Annotated in this window: 19 protein-coding genes and 4 pseudogenes; 14 read left to right on the top strand and 9 right to left on the bottom strand. The window is 55.7% G+C overall.

Annotated features, from left to right (window positions below; all coding sequences use genetic code 11):
- The first annotated feature begins 18 nt into the window (after positions 1-18).
- Positions 19-924 carry a universal stress protein gene (locus D8U69_RS14395; protein ID WP_056855344.1) on the top strand — a complete coding sequence of 302 codons (906 nt, stop codon included), beginning with the start codon at positions 19-21 and terminating at the stop codon, positions 922-924.
- A 51-nt stretch (positions 925-975) separates the two neighbouring features.
- Positions 976-1,860: a universal stress protein gene (locus tag D8U69_RS14390; protein ID WP_130907574.1), complete on the top strand. Its 885-nt coding sequence runs from the start codon at positions 976-978 to the stop codon at positions 1,858-1,860.
- Between the two features lie 37 nt (positions 1,861-1,897).
- On the opposite strand, the gene D8U69_RS14385 is transcribed toward D8U69_RS14390, so the two are convergent.
- Complete coding sequence (locus D8U69_RS14385) at positions 1,898-2,323, bottom strand: potassium channel family protein (protein ID WP_056855342.1); 426 nt, start codon at positions 2,321-2,323, stop codon at positions 1,898-1,900.
- Positions 2,324-2,614: 291 nt separating this feature from the next.
- Between D8U69_RS14385 and D8U69_RS14380 the strand changes: the two genes are divergently transcribed.
- The 4 genes from D8U69_RS14380 to D8U69_RS14365 all read left to right on the top strand — a co-directional run bounded on the left by D8U69_RS14380 (position 2,615) and on the right by D8U69_RS14365 (position 5,619).
- Positions 2,615-3,535, top strand: coding sequence for a universal stress protein (locus D8U69_RS14380; protein ID WP_130907573.1), 921 nt, complete (start codon positions 2,615-2,617; stop codon positions 3,533-3,535).
- A gap of 99 nt (positions 3,536-3,634) precedes the next feature.
- The gene (locus D8U69_RS14375; RefSeq protein WP_130907572.1) at positions 3,635-5,014 is read left to right on the top strand and encodes an MBL fold metallo-hydrolase; all 1,380 of its coding nucleotides are present in this window, start codon (positions 3,635-3,637) and stop codon (positions 5,012-5,014) included.
- Positions 4,995-5,330, top strand: a complete 336-nt coding sequence (locus tag D8U69_RS14370; protein ID WP_130907571.1) for a hypothetical protein — start codon at positions 4,995-4,997, stop codon at positions 5,328-5,330. Before D8U69_RS14375 ends, D8U69_RS14370 begins: the two co-directional genes overlap by 20 nt.
- Entirely contained in the window at positions 5,281-5,619 is a 339-nt protein-coding gene (locus D8U69_RS14365) for a hypothetical protein (protein ID WP_130931790.1), read from the top strand. Before D8U69_RS14370 ends, D8U69_RS14365 begins: the two co-directional genes overlap by 50 nt.
- A gap of 151 nt (positions 5,620-5,770) precedes the next feature.
- Here the strand turns inward: D8U69_RS14365 and D8U69_RS14360 are convergent, their stop codons facing one another.
- A complete protein-coding gene (locus D8U69_RS14360) occupies positions 5,771-6,754 on the bottom strand; it encodes a zinc-dependent alcohol dehydrogenase family protein (RefSeq protein WP_056855339.1) in 984 nt (327 codons plus the stop codon).
- Between the two features lie 13 nt (positions 6,755-6,767).
- Entirely contained in the window at positions 6,768-7,514 is a 747-nt protein-coding gene (locus tag D8U69_RS14355) for a helix-turn-helix domain-containing protein (RefSeq protein ID WP_056855338.1), read from the bottom strand.
- 224 nt (positions 7,515-7,738) lie between these two features.
- On the opposite strand from D8U69_RS14355, the gene D8U69_RS14350 reads away from it, so the two are divergent.
- Entirely contained in the window at positions 7,739-10,111 is a 2,373-nt protein-coding gene (locus D8U69_RS14350) for a phosphoketolase family protein (protein WP_056855337.1), read from the top strand.
- A gap of 6 nt (positions 10,112-10,117) precedes the next feature.
- On the opposite strand, the gene ftsH is transcribed toward D8U69_RS14350, so the two are convergent.
- The 3 genes from ftsH to D8U69_RS14335 form a co-directional block, all read right to left on the bottom strand.
- Positions 10,118-11,995, bottom strand: coding sequence for an ATP-dependent zinc metalloprotease FtsH (gene ftsH, locus D8U69_RS14345; protein ID WP_130907569.1), 1,878 nt, complete (start codon positions 11,993-11,995; stop codon positions 10,118-10,120).
- A gap of 86 nt (positions 11,996-12,081) precedes the next feature.
- Positions 12,082-12,729, bottom strand: coding sequence for a BON domain-containing protein (locus tag D8U69_RS14340; protein WP_056855587.1), 648 nt, complete (start codon positions 12,727-12,729; stop codon positions 12,082-12,084).
- A 336-nt stretch (positions 12,730-13,065) separates the two neighbouring features.
- Positions 13,066-13,608 (bottom strand): Hsp20/alpha crystallin family protein, encoded by a 543-nt coding sequence (locus D8U69_RS14335; RefSeq protein WP_056855336.1) that lies wholly within the window; start codon positions 13,606-13,608, stop codon positions 13,066-13,068.
- Between the two features lie 416 nt (positions 13,609-14,024).
- Here D8U69_RS14335 and D8U69_RS14330 point away from each other — a divergent pair.
- From D8U69_RS14330 to D8U69_RS14310, 5 genes and pseudogenes are all read left to right on the top strand, one after another.
- Positions 14,025-15,710 (top strand): annotated as a pseudogene (locus tag D8U69_RS14330) (heavy metal translocating P-type ATPase); the annotation flags it as partial.
- Positions 15,707-16,444: pseudogene (locus tag D8U69_RS14325) on the top strand (AAA family ATPase); the annotation flags it as partial. The pseudogenes D8U69_RS14330 and D8U69_RS14325, both read left to right, overlap by 4 nt.
- 192 nt (positions 16,445-16,636) lie before the next feature.
- Complete coding sequence (locus D8U69_RS14320; RefSeq protein ID WP_177434571.1) at positions 16,637-17,071, top strand: phosphate-starvation-inducible PsiE family protein; 435 nt, start codon at positions 16,637-16,639, stop codon at positions 17,069-17,071.
- A 1,717-nt stretch (positions 17,072-18,788) separates the two neighbouring features.
- Positions 18,789-19,859 carry an alkene reductase gene (locus D8U69_RS14315; RefSeq protein ID WP_130907567.1) on the top strand — a complete coding sequence of 357 codons (1,071 nt, stop codon included), beginning with the start codon at positions 18,789-18,791 and terminating at the stop codon, positions 19,857-19,859.
- Between the two features lie 11 nt (positions 19,860-19,870).
- A complete protein-coding gene (locus tag D8U69_RS14310; RefSeq protein ID WP_130907566.1) occupies positions 19,871-20,671 on the top strand; it encodes a pirin family protein in 801 nt (266 codons plus the stop codon).
- Between the two features lie 442 nt (positions 20,672-21,113).
- Here D8U69_RS14310 and D8U69_RS14300 read toward each other — a convergent pair.
- Positions 21,114-21,719 (bottom strand): annotated as a pseudogene (locus D8U69_RS14300) (arginine N-succinyltransferase); the annotation flags it as partial.
- A 4-nt stretch (positions 21,720-21,723) separates the two neighbouring features.
- Here D8U69_RS14300 and D8U69_RS14295 point away from each other — a divergent pair.
- Positions 21,724-21,948, top strand: a pseudogene (locus tag D8U69_RS14295) (transposase domain-containing protein); the annotation flags it as partial.
- Between the two features lie 197 nt (positions 21,949-22,145).
- Entirely contained in the window at positions 22,146-24,317 is a 2,172-nt protein-coding gene (locus D8U69_RS14290; protein WP_130907565.1) for a P-loop NTPase fold protein, read from the top strand.
- A 297-nt stretch (positions 24,318-24,614) separates the two neighbouring features.
- Here D8U69_RS14290 and D8U69_RS14285 read toward each other — a convergent pair whose 3' ends face one another.
- Entirely contained in the window at positions 24,615-25,634 is a 1,020-nt protein-coding gene (locus D8U69_RS14285; protein WP_130907564.1) for a hypothetical protein, read from the bottom strand.
- A gap of 57 nt (positions 25,635-25,691) precedes the next feature.
- Positions 25,692-26,435: a UvrD-helicase domain-containing protein gene (locus tag D8U69_RS14280; RefSeq protein WP_130907563.1), complete on the bottom strand. Its 744-nt coding sequence runs from the start codon at positions 26,433-26,435 to the stop codon at positions 25,692-25,694.
- Positions 26,436-26,484 lie beyond the last annotated feature (49 nt).

Below are 26,484 nucleotides of genomic sequence, written 5' to 3'. Positions count from 1 at the left end.
GCAGAACGGAGGTGTGTGATGGGAAATTACCAACGTTTTCTATTGATCGCCGATCAATCTTTGCATGAGTCACCTGCACAACAGCGCGCGGTTGCATTGGCCATGGAAGCAGGGGCTGTACTGGATGTACGAGTCTTTGTCGAACCTGCGCCGGTGATTCATTATTTTGAAGAACAGGTCGACGATGCACAGCAACAGCGTTATGTGCGTCGCTACCGTCGCTGGGAAGCCGAAGAACTGGACCGGCTCAGCGACCTGGGTTTACAGGCAACGGTTAAAGCCGTCTTCACTACCCATCCGTTGCTGGATATTTTGAAGACGGTCGAGAATCTCAAACCCGACCTGTTGATCAAGGATGTCACCCTTGAGCCAGCGCTCAAGCGGGTATTCATTACGCCACTTGATTGTCACTTGTTGCGTGAATGCCCGATCCCCGTGCATCTGGTCAACCAGGTTCGCTACAGCTTGCCGCACAGGGTTGTTGCGGCAGTGGACCCATTCGATCCTTCGACACAAATCAGCGGATTGAACGATACGATCATTCAGACTGCGAACGCCTTGGCCCTGCAATGCGATGCGCCGTTACACCTGCTGTACGCCTATGATTTGTCGCCCGTTTTCAATAGCGACGCACCACTGGCCGGGGGAGGGTGGGGCGTGGACCTGATCGAGGAACTGCGTCAATCCTTGCACCAGGCGTTTATCGCACTGGCGCAGCGCTATAGCGTACCGCCAGAGCGTCGGCATTTCGTCATGGGGTTGCCGGTGCCGGTTATCAGTGAGTTTGTCGAGCAATACCTGGCTGATGTCGTGGTAATGGGCACGGTGCACCGTACGGGTTTTGACCGGCTGATTGGCAGCAACACAGAGCGCGCGCTGTACTCCGTGCCTGGCAGCATTCTGGCGGTCAGGGCCAAACGCTGACGTATCCATAAGCGGTTTGCGTCAAATATTTCCGTCACCCGGAGATTTATCATGAGCCTGTATCAACGCTTGTTGCTGATCATCAATCCGGTACTGCGTCATTCCCCAGCCGTGAGCCATGCAGCATCCCTGGCCAAGGCCTGCGGGGCGAGTTTGCATATCACCGCGCTGATCCCTTCGTTCAAATGGTTGTCGCTGCTTGAGGAGGGCGATCGAACATTGGCTCGCGAGCGATACCTGCAGGACCATCGCGACTGGCTTGAGTCTCAGGCTGAGAGTGTGCGAGGCCGGGGAATTGAGGTGACCACGCAAGTGGCATGGGCTGAGGATCTGAAGCAAGACATTATCGATCACGTGACGGATATGCAGCCCGACTTGTTGATCAAGGAAATTGACCATGCGTCAAGGCTCAAGCGGGCCTTTTTCACGCCTTTGGACTGGCATTTGTTGCGACACTGCTCGGCACCGGTTTATCTGATGGGTAACACCGGCTTGAACCTGCCTGGCAGAATTGTCGCGGCTGTCGAAGTATCGGATGTCGAGTCAGCCGGCGACGAACTGAATGAACAAATCATCAAGCAAGCTTGCAATCTCGCCATGCAGTGCAATGCCGAATTGCATTTGCTGTACGCCTGCGATATTTCGGCCGATTTTCTGGCGGACATGGACGGTCTCACGCTCGCTGACCTGACCAAAGCGCTTCGACGAGACCTGGAAAAGTCTTTCCTTCGCCTGGCAGATCAGTTCGGCGTGCCTGCGGATCGTCGGCATTTCATAGACGGTCATCCGGTCAAGGTTTTGTGTGAGTTCGCTGATGAACGCAACGTGGATGTGATCGTAATGGGCAGGGTCCAGTCCAAGGGATTAAACAAGCTCCTGGGCAGCACGACCGAGCATATTCTGTATCAAGCGCCATGCTGCGTGTTGGCGGTTTAGAGCGAGCTTGTAGAGCGCCGATGCGAACGGGTGGCAACTATTTGCGTTTCCAGTATTTCTGCATTTCCAGAAACAGGAAGGAGGCTGTCCAGGTAATGAGTACCAGCCCGGTCAGCGCTTGCAGCCCGGTCAAATACTTGATGTCGCCCACGGGTGAAATATCGCCGAAGCCGATCGTCGTGTACGTGGTGAAGGAAAAGTAGACGCAATCCATCAGTGAACCGTCGAAGCTGCCCGTCAGAGTGCCCCATTTACCAGCGTGCACCATGAGGTAGTAAACCAATGCAAAGCACCAAACCTCTGTCGCGTGGGCAACCAGGGCGCCGAATACGCCAACGACAATCCTGAAGCGGCTCCACAACTTGAGCCGGGGCAGCCAATCGTTCAGTCGTAGCAGGCATTCGTAGTGGATCACGACAACGATGATGACCACCAGCATATTGATCAGGGTGACCGCCAACATGGCAAAGCTCCAGGGAGAAGGGGCGGATAGTCGGGGGCACGCTGCATGGCATATGCGCGCTGTGTAGCGATTCCAGTGATTCCTTTCACCTAGCCGCCGCACCGGGTCCAGTGGTCAATGTATTTCTACAGCAGAAAACCGAAAAAAGGTTGAGCTGAATCAACCATGGATGGACTAGCGAGGGCGAATCGGTGCATTTCTCCGGCTGCTGATTCGTTGATAAAAGTCATGTCCCCCTCGGCGTAACGCCAAATAATCGAATGGCAACCATGACCCAGGGCGAGGTATGTGATGCTCAAGCTCAAACGCATTCTATTGATAGCTCCCAGCGAAATGAGCCATACCCCGGCGTTCGAGCGTGCACATGCGTTGGCATGTGCAACCGGTGCGTTGTTGCACATTGTAGCGTTCGATTATGTCCAGGCATTGGCCGTAGCCGGTTTGCTGGACCACGATGCGATGGCCCAGGCACGAGAAGGCTATTTACAGGTGCACCGTCATTGGCTGGAACAGCAAGCCCGTTTTTACAGGTGCGGCGGCCTTCAGGTGAGTACCGAGGCGGTTTGGGCCCGGTCGAGTCTGACCAACCTGCTGGAGTACATAAGTGACTTCCATCCGGACCTGGTAATCAAGGACGCCCATCACGTGCCAGCACTCGACCGCGTCTTTCACCGGCCTCTTGATTGGCGGCTGTTGCGCGAATGTCCTACCCACTTGCATTTAGTGACCAGTGCCAGAAACCCCAAACCGTTGAAAATCCTGGCCTCGATCGATTTGTCCCATCTCGAGGAGCTGACTCAGGGCTTGAATGCCCGAATTGTCGATCTGGCCTCAACTCTGGCGGCCAGTTGTGGCGCCGAACTGCACTTGCTTAACGTCAGTCGCTGGTCAGAGATCAGCGATGCACCGAGGAGTGTGCTGACAGTCAGCCTTGATGACAGTTTGCGGGACGCCATTGAGGATGCCCAGCAAGAGGCTTTCGACGTGCTTGCCGAACGCTATTGCATCAAGGATGCACATCGACATTTGTTGTCGGGTACGCCCCACAAGGTCATCGGGTTGTTTGCTCACCAGCATGACTTCGACATGCTGGTACTGGGCACGGTCTATCACCCAGGGCCCGACCGGTTTATCGGCGACACCGTTGAACGCCTGTTAAACCGGGCACCGTGCAGTCTGGTGATCGTCAAACCGGTCACTCCATACGGTTGAACGAGACCCCCATCGAGCCCGCAGTTGATAAAAATCAACTGACCCTGGGCCAAAAGGAGCGATCAATAGCGCTCCTCTGAATGTTCAAGGGCAACGGCCATGCGAATCACATTTCTAGGTGCCGCGGGTACGGTCACGGGTAGCAAGTATCTGCTGGAACATGGCAACCAACATGTGCTGGTCGATTGCGGTCTGTTCCAGGGCTACAAGCAATTGCGACTGCACAATCGCGACCCGTTCCAGCTTCCGGTCAGCGACCTCGATGCCATTGTTCTGACCCATGCCCATCTTGATCACAGCGGCTATCTGCCCGTGCTGGTGCGCAATGGATATCGCGGCCCGGTATACGCCACGCCCGCCACCTGTGAATTGGTGAAAATCCTGCTGTTGGACAGTGGTCGCTTGCAGGAAGAAGAAGCGGAGTTTGCCAACCGGCATGGCTTCTCGAAGCACAGCCCGGCGCTGCCGCTTTACACCGAGCAAGATGCTGAGCGAGCCCTGAAACTGTTGCGGCCCGTGGAATTGCACCACAGCGTTAAAATCCTCCCGGACATGTCCCTTCTGTTTCGTGGCGCCGGGCATATTTTGGGAGCCGCCACAGTAGAAGTTAAAGCCGGCGGCCTGGCCCTGGTGTTTTCAGGTGATTTGGGACGTCCGGACGATCCATTGATGTTTGCTCCCGAAAAGGTCGAGGAGGCGGATTATCTGCTGGTGGAGTCTACCTACGGTGACCGTCAACATCCGGTCGAGGCGCCACAGGCGCAATTGGCCGACATCATCACCCGCACGGCACTGCGCCGAGGGATAACCCTTGTGCCATCCTTCGCGGTCGGGCGCGCTCAACTGCTGATGTATCACCTGTATCAGTTGAAGCGCAAAAGGGCGATTCCCGATATTCCAATCTACCTCAACAGTCCGATGGCCACCGACGTCACATTGTTGTACCAGCGCTTCCGGAACGAGCACAGATTATCCCTGGAAGACTGCGAGGGCATGTGCCATGTGGCGCAATTCGTCCACACGGTCGATGAGTCGAGAGCGCTTGATCAGCAACGCACCCCGGCGGTGATTATTGCGGCCAGTGGCATGGCGACAGGAGGGCGGGTGGTCCATCACCTCAAGGCACTGGCTCCCAATCCGAATAACACACTGTTAATGCCTGGCTTCCAGGCCGGTGGCACCCGTGGTGCGCAAATTGTTGCCGGCGTCTCTTCGGTGCGTATCCACGGCAAGGACGTGCCGATCCGCGCCGAAGTGGTACCGATGCAAACACTGTCCGCACACGCCGACGCTGATGAAATCATGCAGTGGCTGCGTGGGTTCAAACGACCGCCAAAACATACCTTTGTCGTCCATGGGGAACCTAACGCGTCGGATGTGCTGCGCCGGCGCATCAGTTTGGAGTTGGGGTGGTCGGTGTCGGTGCCGGAGTATCGCGACAACGTGGAACTCTCTAGCGATGACTTCATTGCAAGTTGATCAAGTGAATCCCAAAAGCCACCGCCGTTTGCAGCAGGATCGCCAGCAAGTCAAGAAGCTGGGACTCAGCTTGGCGGAGGTTGATTCAGATCAAACGGTATTTTTCAGTGAGCGCCATTGTTTTGATAAAGATGGTGAGAGATTCAGTCATGTCAAACCACAAGCTTTTCAGCCGGTGTCAGGCAATTCAGGACTGGAGCAAGGCAACGGCACACAAATACCTGCACCGGACGGGCACCCTTTCGTGGAAACGCGAGGCAACCCTCTTGCTGTCGGTCTCGATGGCGTTGATGGCGGGCTACTCAACAGTGTTTAACTTCGCTTCTCACGCGATGCGGGATCTGGTCGACACTTGCACCTTGCGATTAGAGATCGAGTTTGCAAATGCTGAAATAGAGTCCCTTCCAGAAGCCCTGCCTCGGTCATTGTGCGAGTGCGTGGCACATTCGCTCCTCGACAAAAACGGCATGGTGCGCCTGGCCATGCTCAACAAGCACCTGCTTGATCCGATGGCCCTGGAACCGGTGACGGGAAAGGACGAGGAGGCCTGCATCAACGCCCTGTGGCTGCCTGATATCGAACTGGCAAAGGGAGAGGCGATTTGAGCCGGCGAGCCATGCAGGCTGACACCGGGACGCAAGATGTGCGAGGTGAAGTGATCTTTCGCCTTGGCTTGCCTGAGAAGGAGCATCCCAGCGTACAGCGCTTGTCATGGGACGGGCGGCGCTCGGTGTAAAGCAATGAATGAGCGGCGTGTCACGGCACCAGCACGATCGCACCGTTGAATTGACCACTGCGCAATAGCGCCAGTGCCTGATTCGCATCCTCAAGGGAAAACCGGGTGGTGTCGCAGTGCACGTGGGTGTGTTGAAGTTCTTTGAAGAACGCTGTGCCATCGTCGCGGGTCAGATTAGCCACCGATCGTACACTGCGCTCGCCCCATAGCAGCCGATAAGGAAAGGCCGGGATGTCACTCATGTGGATGCCGGCGCAAATCACGCAGCCGCCCTTGACGGTGACGGCGAGCGCCAGCGGCACCAGCGCACCGGCCGGAGCAAAAATCAGGCTGGCATCGAGCAGGTGAGGGGGAGGCTGGTCCGACGAACCGGACCATTTCGCGCCCAGGGACAGGGCATACGCCTGTCCTTGCGTGTCATCCGGACGAGTGAAGGCGTACACCTCCTGACCGCGTCCCCGTGCGACTTGAATGGCCAGATGCGCTGCAGCGCCAAAGCCATAGAACCCGAGATGGCGCGCGCCTTGTGCCATTTGCAAAGCGCGAAAGCCAATTAGCCCGGCACACAGCAGCGGTGCCGCTTCAATATTGGAAAGGGCCTCAGGGATAGAAAAACAGAAGCGTTGATCGGCCACGACGTATTCGGCGTATCCACCGTCCAGATGGCATCCGGTGAACCGGGCCTGATCGCAAAGGTTTTCCCGCCCGGCCTGACAGAACGAGCACTCCCCACACGTCCAGCCAAGCCACGGAACGCCTACCCGTTGGCCGATGCGCTCGGGGTCTGCATGGCTGCCCACAGCGACAACTTCACCGACGATTTCATGCCCCGGCACCCGGGGCAGCACCGCTTGTGGCAATTCTCCGTCCACCAAGTGCAAATCCGTGCGGCAGACACCGCAGGCCAGGACTTTGATCAACAGTTGGTTGGCACTGGGTGCCGGGATGGGGCGGTCTTGCAATTGCAACGGCTGACCGGACGAGTGTAAAACCATGGCGCGCATAGGATGACCGGGATCAACAGGCAGGAGGGCGATGGCAGCCGGCAATCAACTGCTTGAGGCCTTCTGGATTAAGGATTTTGACCTCACGGCCTGAAATTTCTACGAGTGCCTGATCCCGCAAATGTGCGATGCCTCGGCAAATGGTTTCCAGGCGCAGCCCCAGGTAGGAGCCGATTTCCTCGCGGCGCATTTTCAACACGAACTCCGTCGATGAATAGCCACGGGTTTTCAAACGTTGCGACAGGTTCAGCAGGAAGGCTGCCAGACGCTCGTCCGAGCTCATGTTGCCCAGCATCATCAGCATGTCGTGATCACGCACGATTTCCCGACTGAGGATTTTGTTGAAGCTGTGCTGCAGCGAAGGCAGCTCATGGGCAAGTTCTTCCAGGTGAGCAAAGTGGATAGGGCAGACCTCGCTGTCTTCTAGGGCAACGGCATTGCACGCATGCAGGTCTGTGCTGATAGCGTCCAGACCGAGCATTTCGCCGGGGATCTGGAACCCGGTGACTTGTTCGCGGCCATCGACCGACAAAAAGCTGGTCTTGAACGAGCCGATGCGTACCGCATAAAGCGAGCGCAACGGATCGCCTGCCCGGTAAAGCGCCGCGCCCTTTTTCACTTTGAAGCGTTGCACGATCAATGTGTCCAGACGCTCGACTTCCTGGCTGGTCATCCCGATGGGCAGGCACAACTCCATCACACTGCAGGTCGAGCACGCAGTTTTCAGGAAATGCACTTGCAAAGCGCGAATGTCTGGCATCGAGAGGTGACGTCAGTAGGAGTGACTCCCTAAGGATAGGCGTCGAGGAAATTTAGACTCACCGGATTTGCGGATCAACCGGTGTAATCGACGAATGGACCTGCCTTTGCACCCTTTACCCGGGTACCGACGTGGGAAATTGATGTAAATCAAGTCTTAAGCTTCCCAGACTCTCAGACTCGTTCAAAGCCTACCTGGAGCCTGGTCCTTCGGCGGAGAAGTTCATGAGCGATTTCCTGAATGCTGAGCAACTGGAGGGACTGGATGCTTATTGGCGGGCATCCAATTATCTGGCCGTCGGTCAGATTTACCTCAGAGGCAACCCGCTACTCAAACAACCCCTGACCCTGGCGCACATCAAGCCGCGTCTGCTGGGTCATTGGGGGACGACGCCCGGGCTCAACCTGATCTATACCCACCTGAATCATCTGATCAACCGGTACGAGCTGAACATGCTGTTCATTGCCGGTCCCGGTCACGGTGGACCGGCGGTCGTCGCCCAGACTTACCTCGAGGGCACCTACACCGAGTTTTGCCCCGCTGTGGAATGTAATGAAAGCGGCTTGCTGCGCCTGTTTCGCCAGTTTTCGTGGCCTTACGGCATCTCCAGCCATGTCTCGGCACAGATACCGGGATCCATCCACGAAGGTGGCGAACTGGGCTATAGCCTGGCACACGCCTACGGCGCGGCGTTTGACAATCCGGATCTGATTGTCGCTTGTGTCATCGGTGACGGCGAAGCTGAAACAGGGACACTGGCGGCCAGTTGGCACTCCAACAAGTTTCTCAATCCGGCGCGCGATGGCGCGGTATTGCCCATCCTGCACCTCAATGGCTACAAAATCGCCAATCCCACCGTACTGTCCAGAATCAGTGAGAATGAGCTTTCGGCCCTGTTGTATGGCTATGGCTACGATCCGTACTTCGTGGAAGGTGATGAACCCATGCAGGTGCATCAGGCGCTGGCGCAAACACTGGACACGATGATTCTGAAAATTCGTGACATTCAGCTTGAGGCGCGTCGGCCGGGCCGATCCACACCGCCGCAACGGCCACTGTGGCCAATGCTGGTCTTGCGTACACCCAAAGGCTGGACCGGTCCGAAATTCGTCGATGGTCAGCGCGTCGAAGGTACGTGCCGCGCACATCAAGTGCCATTGGCCGACTTTAAGCAGCCGTTACATCTGCGCCAACTGGAGGAATGGCTCAACAGCTACCGGCCGGATGAGCTGTTTGATGAAAACGGTGCGTTGTTGCCTGAGATTACGGCACTGGCACCGACCGGACACCGGCGAATGAGCGCCAACCCCCATGCCAATGGCGGTGTGTTGCTGCGCCCCCTGGATGTGCCGCGATTCAGCGATTATGCCGTGAAGTTTGAAACACCTGGCAGCCTGCGCGTGGAGGCGACACGGGTGATGGGTACGTTTTTGCGCGATGTGATGAAAAACAACCTGACCGCCGGCAATTTTCGCCTGTTCGGCCCGGATGAAACCGCCTCGAACCGGCTCGATGCGGTGTATGAGGTCAGCGCCAAGGCGTGGATGGAGCCACTGGAACCGGACGACCTCAATATGGCCGCCGATGGTCGCGTGATGGAGATTCTCAGTGAGCAGGTCTGCGAGGGCTGGCTCGAGGGTTATCTGCTGACCGGACGTCATGGTCTGTTGTCCTGTTACGAAGCCTTTATCCATATCGTCGATTCGATGGTCAACCAGCATGCCAAATGGCTGAAGACCGCCGCCGACGTGCCATGGCGTCAACCCATTGCTTCGCTTAATTTTTTGCTGACATCCCACGTCTGGCGTCAGGACCACAACGGCTTTTCACATCAAGACCCGGGATTCATTGACCTGGTAGCCAATAAAAAGTCGGACATAGCGCGGATTTATTTGCCCCCCGATGCCAATTGCCTGCTGTCAGTGACGGACCACTGCCTCAGAAGCCGCGATTACATCAACGTCATTGTCGCCGGCAAACAGCTGGAATGGCAGTGGCTGGATATCGATGCAGCCACTGCGCATTGCCAGAAGGGTATCGGTCGGTGGGACTGGGCGTGCCGCAATGATGAGGATCCCGACGTGGTGATGGCCTGCGCCGGTGATGTGCCGACCCTGGAAACGCTAGCCGCTGTCACCTTGTTGCGGGAGTACGTGCCGGATTTGCGGGTGAGGGTGGTCAACGTTGTGGATCTGATGGTGCTGCAGCCGTCGTACCAGCATCCCCATGGCTTGCCGGACAGCGAGTTCGATGAATTATTTACGCGGGACAAACCGGTGATTTTTGCTTTCCACGGCTACCCGGCGTTGATTCACCGTTTGATCTACAAACGCACGAACCATGAGAATTTCCATGTGCGAGGCTTCAAGGAGGAGGGCGCCACGACCACCCCCTTCGACATGGCGGTGATCAACAATCTGGACCGTTATCAGCTGGCACTGGACGTCATTGAGCGTGTGCCTCGTCTGCAGGATCACATGCTGCTCGCCAGGGCGCGATATTGGTCGACGATGGAGCGGCACAAGCTTTATCTGATCGAGCATGGGCAGGACATGCCCGAGGTCTTGAACTGGCAATGGACGCAAGTGGAATGTTGACCGTCGTCAGTGACGCCGCTGCGTATTGAAATCGAGAGTGTCTACACACGTCGTCAGGACCGGGGCACGATTCACCGTGGCGGCTTTGAACGGCAGGATCGGTGGAAACTCTTCAGGCGTGAGCGTTTCTTTCTCCAGTAGCAGAAGTGCACCAGCGTCCAGATCTGCCCGACGACCTTCGAGCAAGGCCGTTGCCCGATGGTAGCCTTCGTCGAGCAGGGCACGAATCTCCAGGTCGACCTCCCTGGCTGTTTGTTCCGAATAATCTTTATCCATGGCGCTCGGCATGTGTTCGCCAAGAAAGGACGCGCTTTGCCGCTCCAGCACCGACTGGCCGAGCGTGGCACTCATGCCAAACCGGGTTATCAGCTGTCGGGCGATATCAGTGGCCCGCGCCAAGTCATCAGCCGCCCCGGTGGATATCTGACCAAACACGAGGTGTTCGGCGGCGCGTCCTGCCATGAGAACGACAATCCTGTCCTTGAGCATTTGGCAACTGATGAGGAAGCGGTCTTCGGTCGGTCGCTGCAGCGTATAGCCCAGTGAACCCACAGCGCGGGGCACGATTGAGACCTTATGGACCGGGTCCATGGCTGGCAGGCCGCTCGCCGCCAGGGCGTGCCCCATCTCATGAAACGCCACCACTCGACGTTCATCGGGGCGCAGCACGCTGCTTTTGCGTTCAACCCCGGCAACGATACGCTCTACGGCAGCCGTGAAGTCGTCCAGGTTGACCGCATCAGCACCGCGACGTGTCGCCACGATGGCGGCTTCATTGACCAGGTTGGCCAGATCGGCGCCGGTAAAACCCGTGGTGATGTCAGCAATGCGGTCGTTGTCGAGGTCCGGCGAGACCGTTATTTTTTGCAGATGGACCTTGAGTATTGCCTGACGACCTTTTCGGTCCGGGCGGTCGATCAGCACCTGGCGGTCGATTCGTCCAGCACGCAGCAGTGCCGGGTCCAGAATCTCCGGTCGATTGGTCGCGGCCAGCAATACAACGCCCTCACGAGGGTCGAATCCATCGAGTTCGGACAGTAACTGATTGAGCGTTTGTTCTTTTTCGTCATTGCCACCAAAGGCACCGACGCCCCTCATCTTTCCCAGCGCATCCAGTTCATCGATGAAGATGATGCAGGGGGCGGCCTGACGTGCCTGTTCGAACAGATCGTGGACTCGAGCGGCCCCCACCCCAACGAACATTTCGACAAACTCAGATCCCGAGATCGAAAAAAACGGTACGCCGGCTTCACCGGCAATAGCTTTAGCCACCAAGGTTTTTCCGGTTCCGGGCGGCCCAACCAGCAGTGTGCCTTTAGGGATGTGCGCTCCCAGGCGCGCATATTTTGTCTTGTCTTTGAGGAACGAGACGATTTCCACCAACTCAGCCTTGGCTTCATCGATACCCGCCACATCGGCAAACGTGATGCCGGTATCGCGCTGGACGAATACCTTGGCCCTGGACTTTCCGATGCTCATCAGGCCACCGAAGCCTTGTTTTTCTGCCAGACCGCGGAACAGGAAATGCCAGATCACCATGATCAAAACGAAAGGCAGCAGCCATCCGAGTAATCCGATCAGGTGCGTATTTTCCTGTACGCCGGTAAACCCGACCCCCGAATGGGCGAGATCCGCCGCGAGTGCCGGATCTACTCGGACGGTTGAGAATTGAGTATGCCCATCAATGGGTACCTGCAGTTTGCCGCTGATCCTTTGCTGTTCCACTCGCAAATCGCTGATCTTTTGCTCGTTCAGCAGTTGCAAAAAGTCGCTGTATGGGATGGGCTGAACGACATGGCGTTCAACAAAAAGAAACTGCAGCAGACCAAACACGATGAAGGCGATCGCAAAGTAAGACAGGTTCCATTGTTGATTTTTCTTCATGGCCTTGGCTCGCGGAAAAGGCAGTGTGGAAGGGCACCCAGTGTCAGAAAAGCCCGGAGGAAACTGGATCTCTCCGGGCCATTGGTTCAAGCGATAAGCAAATGATCTTCCACCTTGTTTACGCCGGGTACCGACCAGGCGGCACGCTCCGCGATTTGACGCTCACGCCACAGATGCACCTTGCCTTCGAGTTTGACTACATTGCCTTCAACCTTGATATGAATCCCCTTGGCGTCAACTTCGGCATTGCGCTTGAGCGCTTCTTCGATGCGTTTTTGAATATCGCCCACGTCAACCCGGGGACGAAGCGTGAGACGGTTGTCCACGCCCACCACACCGGACAGTTTGCGCACGGCCCGCTCCACGATTTCCTTCTGGTACTGCCAGTCGACCTGACCTTCCAGGCTGACCCAGCCGTTTTCCACAATGACCTTGACGGCGCCTACGGGAAGATCGGAACTCCAGTCGATGATGTTCAGCGCACGATTGGCGATGGTGTCGTCCGCCGTGCCGGCTCCCTTGTCCAGTCGTACCTGAATTTCTTCGGCCAGTGCACGCACGCCTGTAACCGCCTTGACTGCTCGCTCGGCGCTGACTTTCTGAGCGTAGTTGGTGACGTGGCCAGTCAGGGTGACCACACCTTTGTCTACGGCGACGCCAATGTGGGCGGCATCAATGTCGGGCTGGAATTCGAGCTCTTCCAGAATGGTTTTTCGCAGGCTCAAGTCGTTCATGACGATGTCCTCGGTTGAAGGGCGGTATTTGCCCATTTCCCTTTTTTACGCCTGGGCACCGTCGGGGTATTGAGTTAAATCAATAAGGTGCCAACGTACGTGCCAGTCGGAAGAAGTAAGACGTTTCGCGGGTTTTGAGTCCATGCGCCTCTGCAAATCTTATCCCCGCCTATCGTATGTCCTGCGCCGACGTAACTGCTTGAATAGAGTTTGACGTGCAAGTGTTTACGAGTAGCGACAGCGTCTGATTCAGCGGTATCGAACAGCCTTGATACCGATGATGTTAACAATATAAATCCCCCGGTCAGTGTACCTGCCGGGGGCGAGTTGTCTGGTTCAACCGGCTTTGATCGGCACGACTTTGTCCGCTTTCATGGCTTCCGGCTTTTTCGGCAGCGAGAGGCTCAGCACGCCTTTGCTGAAGCTCGCCTCGATCTTATCGGCATCGACGCCTTTGGGAAGGTTGAAAACCCGCTCGAAGGAACCATAGTGACGCTCGCTGAGGTAGTAGCCTTTACGTTTTTCTTCCTTGTCTTCTTTCTTTTCCCCTTTGATGATCAGGCTGCCATTGGACAGTTTGACCTCAATATTTTTCTCATCCATGCCGGGCAGTTCGGCCGTGATTTCGAAACTCTTGTCTTTTTCGGTGATGTCCACGGCAGGCAGACTGTGACCGATGTGTTCTCGCCGCCAGAGCGGATCGACATCAAACAAGCCACGGCCAAAGGGTGACAGGCTTGAATGGTGATTGAAGTCTTCGAACAGGTGATCGACGTGTTGCCGGAGTTGTTCCAGAGGGCGCCAAAGATCAGTGACCACTGAATGCTCACGGGCTTTATCGTCGTGAGTCACGGGCATTTTTTTCGCGGAATTGCTCATGTTTACATTCCTCTTAGATGAAGGTGGCTGCCGGCATCACATCTGTCGATCCACTTTGAAAGAACAGAGCGAAGGCCCAAGGGCTGCACCTTGTAATTGCGTGGTCATGGCACTCTGCGCCTGACGCGAGGTGTGCAGGCATCGAATCTGATGACGCAACGACTGTCTCTAATTTCTCCTGAACGACCCAAGCGTGTTTGATTTAAATCAGAAAGAGGGCACACACCTGTTTTTTCCATATGCCGCCTTCACTCGGCTTGTGTTCAACTTCAATCAATGAGCCCCATCGGACACGTCAGGCATTCCAGACCTAAGCTCTGCAGAGGCGTCGCTGACTTGAGTCGTTGATGTCACCCTCACGTTCAAGCCACCGGCGGTATGTGCAACGCCAATCGTTTTTTCAGGTACTCGCTTCGATGCTCAGTAAATGGCCAGACCCAGCGCTGTTGTTGCTCACCGCCTTGACGTTGCTGGTGGGGGGCGCTGCGCACCTTGGGCAGAAACCTGACTGGGCATCACTATGCTGGGCTGCAGGAAGCGTGGTGATGGCGGTGATCCTGCTCGTCGAGTTTGCCCGGCGACTGGCTCGAGGGGAGGCAGGTGTCGACTTGATCGCATTGCTGTCGATAGTCGCTGCGCTGCTGTTCCAGCAGACATTGGTCGCGGCGGTGATCGCCTTGATGCTGGCATCCGGGCGGACGTTGGAATTTTTCACCACACAGCGCGCCGAACGCGAACTGCGAGCCCTCGTCGACCGCGCGCCACGGACGGCCTGGTTGCAGGAGGAGGGCGGCTTACGCCAGATCCCTGTCGAGCAAATCCAGCCACATCAAACAATTCTGGTACGGCTGGGAGAGGTCGTGCCAGTCGACGGCTGCCTTCTGAGTGCGGCAGCCATACTGGACGAGTCGGCACTGAGCGGGGAGTCGTTACCGGTCACCCATCAGGAGGGAGAGTTACTGCCCAGTGGGGTATCCAATGTGGGTGCACCCTTCCTGCTCGCGGCCACAAGAACGTCAGCGCAAAGCACCTATGCCGGCATTGTCCGGCTGGCCGAGGCCGCGCGCCGTTCGCGTGCTCCTTTTGTGCGATTGGCTGACCGCTATGCGTTGTATTTCATACCGCTGACGTTGCTGATTGCCGCAGTGGCCTGGCAAGTGAGTGGTGATCCCTTGCGAACATTGGCGGTGCTGGTGGTGGCTACACCTTGCCCGTTGATCCTGGCGGTACCCATTTCCATCATGTCTGGCATTTCGAGGGCGGCACGGCGCGGGATCCTGATCAAGGATGGCGCGACGCTGGAAGCACTGGCCGGGGTAAAACAGGTATTTCTCGACAAGACCGGCACGCTGACCAGCGGCCATGCCCGCCTGCAGTCGATAGAGATCAATGGACTCGGCGATCCGCAACGCCTGCTAGGCCTGGCGGCTTCGCTGGCGCAAGCCTCGACTCATCCCATCTCCCAGGCCATTGTCGAAGCGGCGCATCAGCGCCAATTGCCCCTCAGCGTGCCGCAGGACGTAGAGGAAAACCCGGGCTCGGGGCTTTGTGGGCGCGTCGATGGCGTGCAGGTGCGTTTCGGTACGTTGTCTTTTGCTGATGACGACAACCCTGCAACCGAATGGGCCTCAGCCATGCTGCGCCACATGGATTACCTGGCGTGCAGCGGAAGCTTCATTGACGTGGATGGAAAACTCGCCGGCCTGCTCGTTTTCTCGGACAACGTTCGGCGCGAAACCCCGCAGACTTTGCGTCGACTGCGCAACAGAGGTATCGAAAAGATCGTCATGCTCACCGGCGATCGGCTGGAAACCGCGCAGATGATTGCGCTGTCTGCCGGGATTGATGAACTGCGTGCCGGGTTGACCCCAGAAGAAAAAGTGCGTGCTGTTGAGCAAGGTTGCCTGCGTGCCAGCACGCTGATGGTTGGCGACGGCATCAACGACGCTCCCGCACTGGCAGCGGCCAACGTCGGTGTGGCCATGGGGGCCGGCGGTGCCACTGCTTCTGCGCAAGCCGCTGGAATTGTGCTGCTGGTGGATCGTCTGGATCGTCTGGTCGAGGCACTGGACATTGCCCGACGCACCCGCTACATCGCGCGCCACCCGGTTATGTGGGGTACGACGAAGGCGGGCAGTTGACAGAGCGTGTTCGCCGCAAGCCCTACAGTGTGATTCTGCTCGACGAGATCGAGAAGGCGCATCCCGATGTGAACAACGTATTACTGCAGGTATTCGACGATGGGCGTCTCACGGACGGCAAGGGGCGTGTTGTGGACTTCAGCAATACGATCATCATTGCCACCAGCAACTTGGGCTCTCACGTGATCATGGAGAATCTTGAGCGCCCAGAAGATGAACGCCTTACGGATAAAGCGTTACGTGATGAATTAATGGGAGTCTTGAAAGGGCATTTCCGTCCCGAATTCCTGAACCGTATTGACGACATCATCGTGTTCCATGCCCTTACCCGTGACAACATCCGATCGATTGTGAGTATTCAGCTTGATCGGGTCATTCGAACCGCATCTGCACAGAACATCACAGTGAAAATTGATGACTCACTCATTGATCATCTGGCGGATGTTGGTTATCAGCCTGAGTTTGGCGCGCGTGAGTTGAAACGTCAGATTCGCCAGGCCGTCGAAACGCGGCTTGCGAAGGAAATGCTCGCTGACAAGCTGCAAGCTGGCGACAGTGTTGAGTTGGGTTACGACAAGGGGCGTAGCGAAGTGGTCTTCAATAAGGTGGAGGTGGATGCGCCAAAGACCTCCGGAAAGAGTAGTCCGCCAGACCAGCCAGATGATCTGGCACCTGTTGCGGAGACTGGGACTTAGCCTCAACACACTCACGTAACCTGGGAGCGGGCCTGTTGATCACGACGTGCAATGATGAACTGGATCCTCAAATGCCTGGACGAGCCCGGCAGACTGAAGACGCAAGTGTGGAGGGTTATCGTGTCAAAGCCGGAGTCTGAAGGGCGTGAGCGCAACTCGACGCTGAAAAATTTCAGACTTCAGTGGGCGCTGATGAATGCTTACGAACGTTTCGAACAATTGGTTGTTCTTGCGCTCAGTCTCATCATCGCGTCTGTGATTTTGATGGCGCTACTGCAGCTCTGTCGCAGGGTTGTGCCGTTGGTGATCGGTGGTGCGATTGACCCTCTAGATCACGATGTTTTCCAGGCCCTTTTTGGCTCAATCTTCACCGTGCTGATAGCCCTGGAGTTTAAGCATTCGATTGTGCGCCCGGCCCTACGACGCAACAGCATCGTTCAGGTTCGCACAGTGCTGTTGATCGCCTTGCTGGCGCTCAGCCGGAAGTTCGTTATTCTCGATTCTGCCGCTACTCCTGCGCTCACCATTGCCGCACTAGGATTTGCCACCCTGGTGCTCGGCATCGTCTGCTGGCTCTTACGGGAGCGTGATAAGGATGACTTACGAGAGAGTGATAAGGATGAATAGCTGCAAGGCTTTCTTCAAGCCATGCATACGCGCTCGGTACAAATGAAAGGATTGTTAGCTGGCCCTATGCGGTACGGACAGGGTGAAGTTACTGATGCCAACAGCGTATTCGCGAACTGACACCTGATTTTTAATGCACCTAGTGGAAATCCGACATTTACTTCACACGTTATCCCTAAAATAGTTCGAGAGCTTTTGGCGGAGGGCAATGCCATAAACAGACAAACAGCTTCCACACGTCGTTTAACATAATATACATTATGCGTAACAGGATATTTCAGAAGCAGGCTCGTTGCACAGGATTTCAACGCTCTAATCGTCCCAAGGAATACTCATCGAATTGCCAGCGTATCTGTCGTCGTCACTTAAAAATCAGAAAAATCATCTTAAAAAAATATTCTCGAAAATTCATGGGCCTAGGAAGTCACGAAAATGATTCTTCGTGGTTTAAGCATATGAAGTAATCGGTGCTGTTCCACTCAGTACATTGGACTCAACCCATGCACTACATCGATGAGTCCCATCTGACATTTTAGCTCTTCGCGGCCTCACGTAAGCATGCCTGTCGTCGGAGCCCGCAGATCTCGGAAGAAATCGCGGCGAATCGCCCTAGATTCGCGTGATCGTGCACCGTATGCGAGTTCGTCTGTTCGTTTGATATAAAGGGTCTTTTTGGTAACAGCTTGTTCGTTTACGGCATTGCTTACGCTACAGGTCCACGTGCAAACACGTCGCTGTGTGAAATCTGCGGCGTTCAGCGTGGAGTTGGTGCGCAGATTTCAAGGGCTGCCACACGTGGAAATCACAAACGCCGGTTGATTTACTTGCAGATGCTGCAGGTTTGGCGGTGCACGCCTTGCGCTTGAAGCCTGTGGAGCTTTCCTGCCACCAAATACCCTGGTGGCTCGCCAGAATCTGGTTGGATGAAAAGCTCAGTACAATGCTCGTCCGATACCGTTGTTAACCACAATTTTGACTTGTTAATCACCGTAGTTAACAAGTCAAAAAACAAGTTTACAGAGTAATGCTGAACCTGCGTGTTAGCCCTTGATTCTCCTGGCGCACCTGGGAATTCAAAGCTCCGCTATGCTGTTCGAACTCCGGGGTTTGCCAGTCGAAATGCATACCCCTATTATCACTTGCGTTTTACGGTCAACAGCGACCGTAATCATCGGGTTCGGTAGGCGTTTTCCCGCCTTATCTACCAATATAACATCGAGCTCAAAGGTGCAAATTTCAACAGGCTTTTCCATTGCTTGGCACCCTGTTAGATTGGGTTGGAGCTCATCAGAACGTCATGTCTGACGAGTGATTTGTGCTATTGAGGATAGTCTATGTATTACCAACCGCCTGAGGCACCTTAAAAGTCTTTATATGGAGAACATAAACCAACTCAACTAAACGGCTATTTAGTTGAGTTAAGAGACGATGAGCAATCTCTCCTCACGTACTTACTATATGGCCCGGGGATCTGTCGCTTGTGTTAGAGACGACTACGTCGAGCGCTATCTCGTGTATCACCACTTCCTAGAGCTCTCTCCCCTTCCTTCACCACAGTGATCAGTCGCGCATGAAGGTTTAGCTCAATTTATCTGACCCTATCGCGGATTCCACTCGAGATATTGCTCCATTAGTGGATCAGTCATTTCAATTTTACCCAGTTTATCCCAGGTCAGGATTGATCAATGATGGCCCCATCACTACTGAGGAGCCCGCAATGAATTCTCTCTTTTCCCAAGTCCAGCTCAGTCGCTACACCCTCTCCAACCGTATGATCATGGCCCCGATGACGCGCTCACGCGCCGACGATGACGGTGTGCCAAGCGAACTGGTTGCGACTTACTACGCTCAGCGTGCCAGCGCCGGACTGATCATCAGTGAAGGCGTGTTCCCCATCGCTATGGGCAAGGGTTATGTCCGTACCCCTGGTATCGAAACCGCCGAGCAGGTCGCTGCGTGGAAGCACGTCACTGAGGCCGTGCATGCTCGTGGCGGACGGATTTTCATGCAGTTGATGCACAGCGGTCGCATTTCGCACCCTTCGTTGCTACCGAATGGCGCCCTGCCACAGGCCCCTTCCGCGATCAAACCCGCTGGCCAGACCTGGACCGCAACGGGCCTTCAGGATTTCGTTACCCCCCATGCGCTGAGCGTGGTTGAGATTGCCGCAGTCATTGAAGGCTATCGCCAAGCGGCGCGTCTGGCCATTGAAGCTGGCTTCGACGGTGTCGAGTTGCATGCCGCGTCGGGCTACCTGCCTGAACAGTTCCTCTCGACTGGCAGCAATCAGCGCACGGATGAATACGGTGGATCGGTTGAAAACCGTGTGCGCTTTGTATTGGACGTGCTGTCCGCAATTGCGACGGAAATCGGTGGTGACCGGGTGGGTCTCAAGATCTCCCCTGAAATGAATTTCAACGACATCGTCGATGCCAACCCGCAAGAAACCTACACCTATCTGGTCGAACACCTGCATGGGCTGAATCTTGCCTATCTGCATGTCGCCCTGTTCGGCGCCAATGTCGACTACCACGGCTTGTTACGTCCACTGTTTGACGGCAGCTACCTGATCGGTGGCGGGCTCGATCAACACTCCGCCGAATCCCTGATCGCTGATGGCCGCGCTGATGCTGCCGTGTTTGGCAGCGCATTCCTCGCCAACCCGGATCTGCCCGAGCGTTTTCGCACAGGCGCCGAGCTCAATGTTCCGGACAAGAATTCGTTCTACGCACCGGGTGCGCAAGGGTATATCGACTACCCGACTTTGCCCGCAGCGGAACGCGTCTGAGGAGCACAGCCATGTTACCCATCGCACGCCTGCAGCGCATGAATCACGGCAGTCAGTTCCGGGCTTTCAGTCTGCGTGGAAGTCAGTTCGCCAAGCCTATCGACCCGTTCCTTGCTGTCGATCATGCCTGGATCAGCGGGCCAACTTTTCCACCACACCCACATGCCGGGTTCTCGGCTGTGTCCTATCTGTTTCTTGATTCCGAAACCGGGATTGATAACCGCGACGCGCTGGGCAACCGCAACCTGATTCGACCCGGTGGGCTGCACTGGACGGCGGCGGGTAAAGGGGTGGTGCACGAGGAGGTGCCGGCCGAGCCGGGCAAGACGGTGCACATGCTGCAGATTTTCATCAACCTGCCGCAGGAGCGCCAAGCGGACGCTCCGTTTGCGCTCAGTCTCGAAGCGCAGGATGTGCCCGTGGTGCGGTTGCCAGGGGTCAAGGTGCGCGTGCCGCTGGGCAGTTTCGCCCAAGTGTCGTCGCCATTATCGGTGCCCACCGAAGTGACCGTGCTGGACATCTCGCTCGAGGACGGCGCTGAAGTCAGCGTCCCGATTCCCGAGGGTCATGTGGCGTTCGTGATGCCGATTGACGGCGAAGTGTGGGTCGACGACCTCCCCTTCAATCTCATCGAGCTCACGCTGCCGGTGAATCTGCCGCTGCATGACGATCGCGCAGTCAGGTTGAGCGCCCCCAAGGGCAACGCCAAGGCTGTGCTGTTTTCAGGTGTCCCGTTGAATCAACCCGTGTATTGGCAAGGTCCGCTGGCACTCGCTTCTCAGCTTGCGCTGACCGAAGCCATTGATGGCTAACCGACAACGCGAAATCCGGCCGCAAGCAGGTTGGTTGCGATAGGAAGGCCAAGCTGGCCGATTCCCACCATACCGATGGTTATCACAGGCATTATTCGCCTCTCTTGTTGTTGTTCTTTTACGCAAAGCTTGAAGCTCGGCTAGGCGCTAACCTAGGCGCAGCCGGGTTTTGGAGCAAATAGCTCGGGTTATGAATAACTAGAAGCAAGCTTTATACGAAGGAACTGGAGTGGACTCGAAGCCTTAGGCAGCAGACTGGAAATCGATGATGAATGCGAGGAGGCAGCAATCGACCTGAGGCGTTCGATTACCTGTTATGACGGAGCAGAATCAAAAAAAACCGCGGCCGGCGGCAGCTCCATTCACCGTGCTCACCTCTAGAATGAGATGAATGCGGAACTGCAGGTACCGCGGCAGGCTGCGATCTTTTTCTGCACGCTATTTAGGCCACTGATGGATGCGAGGCAGGCACCATCAGGCTCACCGCCCGCACCGAAGCCCCCGCACTTAAGCCCAACGCCTTGGCGATTTGAGCGTCGACAATCAGAGTACCGGCTGCAACTCGCGCCGTTGCCGCAGTAATCCGGCAATCGGCAAACTGACGGTTATGAATCAAGTAAGTCGGCGCTTGCTCCCCCGGTGTGCCAATACTCAGTTGCAGTACCTGGCTATCGCGCACTGCACGAATATCCCCGGTGGCACACTCGATCAGTGGACCGCCGTCGAAGATATCGATGTAGTCACGATGCTCAATTCCTTCTGCCCTGAGCATGCCCAGCGCCGGTTCGGTGCTTGGGTATACCCTTCCGATGGCCGTTCGTGCTGTCTCCGGCAACAGGCAGGTAGGCAGCGGAAACTTGGGCATCAGTTCAGCGATGAAGGTCTTGTTGCCCAGCCCTGTGAGGTAGTCGGCATCGGCAAAATCCATCTTGAAGAAGTGACGTCCCAGACCTTCCCAGAAAGGTGAACCCCCCTCTTCATCCGAATAACCGCGCATTTCCGCAATGACCTTGTCACCGAAACGCTGGCGAAACTCCGCGAGAAACAGGAGAGTCGAAAATAAGATATGGCCCTGGGCTCTTGGACGCTCGAATTGGTTGTTCGCCGGGTCACTACGCAGCGGTAAGCGGGCGGCGGCAATCGTGAGCTTGATCCAGTCGGCGCGTATGAATGGGCATGATCCGTACGCCTACTTGAAGGACGTTCTCACGCGTCTGCCGACGCAGCGGGCGAGTGAGATTACCGAGCTACTACCGCATAATTGGGCGCCCGTCTAACCACGCAAGGTGTGCTGGGCAAACGCTACTTCGTATCCGACCGCTTGCGATTTGCGGAGACTATCTATCGGCTCCGCAGGGACGCCAAGGTTTGCTACCTCCCGGTTGTTGATTGGCCCTCAAAAACTCTATGCTCAGCCTCTTTGTTAACGTTGTCATACGGAAGGGAGCTTCTTCGCTCCTATTGAGGAGCACCTATGGGCACGCAGCTCGCTGCAGCCGGCATCCACATGGCTGGCATTGATTTCGATGTCCCTTTGCAACCAGGATCCGCCTTAGATAGTGATCAGTTATCCCGTGGCGGCTTTGCTGAGATCGCTACGTCCTCTCTCCGTAAGGTGCCGTCCACGTCGGGGTTCGTTCTATCAATTGAGGGCCCTTGGGGTAGCGGAAAAAGCTCAGTGCTTGCGATGATCCAGGCGATGCTTGAGCGTGAGGACACGCGTCATAGACCAGTCATCGTGCATTTCAATCCCTGGCTGATTGGTGAGAAGGAGGCCTTGCTACGCCAGTTTTTGTACAGCATCGCCAAGGCTATCAAGCTTAACGATCACAGTAAGGATGGCTTGAAGGTTGCTAAGGAACTCAAGGCTTACTCAAAAGTTTTTGATGTCCTCAAGTACATCCCAGGTGCTGAGCCGTGGGCATCATTATTCAAGTCGGTTATGGAAGCTACAGGCGATGCAACAGGAGCCATAGCCGAGTACAAAGCGCCTGATATCGAAGAAAAAAAACAGTGTGTTGAAGCAGCGCTTTTACGCTTTGACCGCCCTGTCATAGTGTTCATCGACGATGTCGACCGGCTCTTCCCTGCCGAAGTGTTCGAGATGATCCGGATCATCAAAGCGGTCGGTGGTCTGCCTCGAGTTGGATATGTTGTAGCTTGGGATTCTGCTTACGTAACGGGAGCGCTTACAAACCTGAACGTCCCACAAGCAAGCTCGTACTTGGACAAAATTGTTCAGGTCAGGATGCCATTGCCAAACCTATCATTGAGCGCGCGCGCAAAACTCTTTGATTCAGCCCTCGAGCGGCTTGATCCGAAAGCTACTCAGTCATATTTCGAGGGACAAGGGAAGCGGCTAGGCTATCTGTACCACTTAGGTCTACGCGACCTGCTGGAGCAGCCGCGTGATCTCGCCCGAGTGTTCAACGCTGTGCGCATGATGGAGCCACTTCTTCGGGGTGAGATTGTATTTGCTGACATACTTGGGATAGCCGCGCTATCAGTTAAGGCACCCAGCGTTTACGAGCTCCTGAAAAGCAAGCCGCAGCTATTCGTCGGACGCTTGCCTAACGAAATATTCTCTACAGAAGACGCTTTGAAAACGATTGGGAATGGATCAGACGAGCGTGGCCGCGCTTACGCTGCAAGTGCCAGTGGCGCCGTGGGAAAGGTCGTACATTTCCTTTTTCCCGAAGTGGCATCGGCTGAAAAAGGCTTTTCCATGGGTGAAGGTTCATATGCTGATGGAGTCATTTCGCATCCGTCACGTCTCGTCGTTGCGCTGCAACTGGGCGTAACAGACGGGGACGTCAGTATCAAAGCGGCTCGAAAGTATTTGCAGAATGCTGATCAGCGGAAACAGATCGTCGCCGGCCTTACACCTGGTATCTGTAATGAATTTTTAGACATGCTGGGGCAAGTAGGCTCGACGCTACAAAGTGATCAAATCCAAGATCTTCCGGAGATATGCATATCGATCGCGAGGCTTGTCGACTCTCGGTTGTTTGTTGAGCGCGCTTCGAACCGGGAAGGATTATTTGGCATGAGCATCGATGATCTGGCTTTGCAGCAGATCAAGCTTCTCACTAAATCGAGTAGCCCCGAGATCTCATTATCGATCTACGTGAAGGTTGCGGCGGATCCTGAAGCGCTCACCTGTGCCACCGAAATCCTGAGGGTCAGTTATGTGCCGAACGAAAAACGATACGAGAGTGACGTTCTGTTAGAGCAGGATTCGAAAGATAAGGTGATCGAAGCATACACCGGCAACGTACTGGCTGCGGCAGAGCAGCAGCGACTGTTTGAGAAAAACCATCCTGGTCGCATTCTTTGGACGGTCGCTCGCCTGGACTCCCGGATATGCAAGAAAATTTTTCGCATCGTGGAGAAATCTGATGGATCCTTAGATCAGTTCGCCTTGCACTTCTTGGGCCGCAGCTGGGACTCGTCCAAGGGGCATGCGTATGGTTTACCGCGTGAAGAGGCTGTAACTACAGCCTATTGTTCGCTGAGGACCCTACAGAGATACGCATCCAGGCGACTCGAGGATCCAGCACTTGGATATCCGGCACGAGCAGCATGGCAATCGGTCATTGAGGGCAAAAGCCTCTATGGCGTGGATGGCTCTGATGCCACCAGATGAGTCTCCACCATGCCGGCGCGGCCTGGGTACACTGCTGCTCACGTAGCCCATGATGGAGAGGAACGTTCGGAACACCTGTTTGATGAAGATGGCTCGCCGCTGACCGCGGTGAGCTTGAACGCTCTGGATGTGGGTGATCATCCTTGCAGTCTCATCACGCGTGCGATTTCGGTGTCCCTTCCGTTTGATTCAAAGCTCCAATACAGAGGGTTAGCACAAGCTCTCTTGCGCTAACCCTAGTATCAGGCCCTGCGGGACGGGTAGTCGGAAATGGCCAAACCTCCGAACCGAGGGATCTCAATGCCCTACAGCCACAAGGATTCGCTGCAGGAGCTCAGTTGCTGGCAAATGGTGGGCATCAACCCATACGGCTGTGGGTAGCTCTACTCTCAGCTCCTCCGACACCTCACACAGCGCCACCACTACAAGTGTCCGCTTGCCCACCTCTCTCAGTAGTGCTTCTTTTCCTTTGATCACCGAGTTGACATCTTCATCAATGATCAGAACGTGGAGTCTATCGTATGGCTGAAGAACCCCATGAGCTTGAGGGCGGTGGATTGAGCTGTGCATATTTTTATGCCAAGCGGCATCTGAAAGGTGTATCGCTAGCGTCTGCACTCGCCCCGCAAGTTCAAAGGAGAGGATATTTAGCCTTACTGGGTTCCAGACGCTCTCCCCTATGCTGCTCGGTGTCAATTCGTTTTCAGTGAAGCATGCCCGTACAAGCGCTTCACCTATGGGTGCAAGCTTGTTCTCGCGGACAATTTTCGCTGCCACCAGTGATTCGTGGTTAAGCTGCTCAATCTCATCTGTGGAGCTGAGACCCAGGAATTCCCGTTCTTCGCGCTGCCCACCTCCTTGGTGGGGCTTGAGTGAATGCCGTTTGGCAATGTAAGCCTTACGTGCCATCTGAAGCTGCGCGTGGGACAGCTCCTTCAGCGCAAGCATGAGAAATCGCTTCTCTCGGTTGCTGACTTTTCCTAAGGCGATGGCGGAGGCCATTGCGCCGTAAAAGCCTGCTTTTTCGGACTCAATTTCACTTAGGCAGGCACAGAGTAGCGCGTGGTAATCCTCAACATCCAAATTCTCCGCCGTGAAATCGTCGAGCTTTTCGCCAGCGACGAGGCGCTCGTGGAACTCCTCACATCTCCGCTGGGCTCTGCGCTCCATGTATTCAGCCATCTGTTCGACGCCAAGGCTGAGTAGTTCGTAGATCCCCACTGCAACGCTTCCTCCCGGGACAAGCCCTAGGCCAGCTTTGGTTACGCTTCCAGCGATGCTCGATATGATTTTGCTGTTGTCTTTATCTTGGGTCATTACGGTGCCTCTGAGATACTTTTGCCGCTGCAGCATGAACGAGCTTTACTCGGCTATTCAAGGCACCCACACAGGTAGTTTCGAGTTCACTGGCTTGTCGATGACGATCGCCAGGCTTTGCTTTGCTCGCGTAGCTGCTACATAAAGAGCCGCCGCGGACGTTGATTCCAAGCAGGTCTGCTTCTGGATAAATGCCTTGATCGGTGCAGTGGGAACAATCAGCACACGCTCGAATGTGGCACCTTTCGACACCTTGAAGTTCATGAAGTCCAGGGCGAACTCCTTGCCGGACACTAGGGTGCTGCGTAGACACTGGGGGCGGTACCGCTCGACGTATTGCTCGATATGCTGCGAATGCACAAGAAACACGCCATCATGCTCAGACACCACGTGGTTCGCTGAAGTGGTATCTGGGAAGCCCCATGACGCATCAAAAATGGTGTCAGAGAACATCACAATCTCGGTTCTGCAGCGGTAGGTTGTGTTCGCATAACTGATGCTCAGCAGCCCTCCCTTTTCGCGTTCCAAGAACCACTCAAGGGCACCTGCGTACCCATACTGTTTGTTTTTTTGCCCCCGCGGGTTGGTTGAGACCACCGCTTGGCGTACGTCGCCGACCATGCGGACATCGATCAGCGACTGAAGCAATTCATGGATGATCTCCCAGTCGTAGCCACTGAGATCTTGCACTTCATCGATCAGTATTTCGTCGTAGAGGCACTCCAGCCTACGGAGTAATGCTGGCGTGGCCTCCATCAGTTCTCGAGCGAGCCGGCCGAGCTCGCTTGAGTTTAGCCTCATGCACCTGCTGAGGGATCCGCTTTCATACTCGTTGCGTCCGTGCCGGCAG

This window comes from Pseudomonas sp. Sample_16 (genome assembly GCF_004307665.1).
In the GTDB taxonomy this organism is placed as follows: Bacteria; Pseudomonadota; Gammaproteobacteria; order Pseudomonadales; family Pseudomonadaceae; genus Aquipseudomonas.
This window is presented reverse-complemented; position numbering and strand designations above follow the sequence as displayed.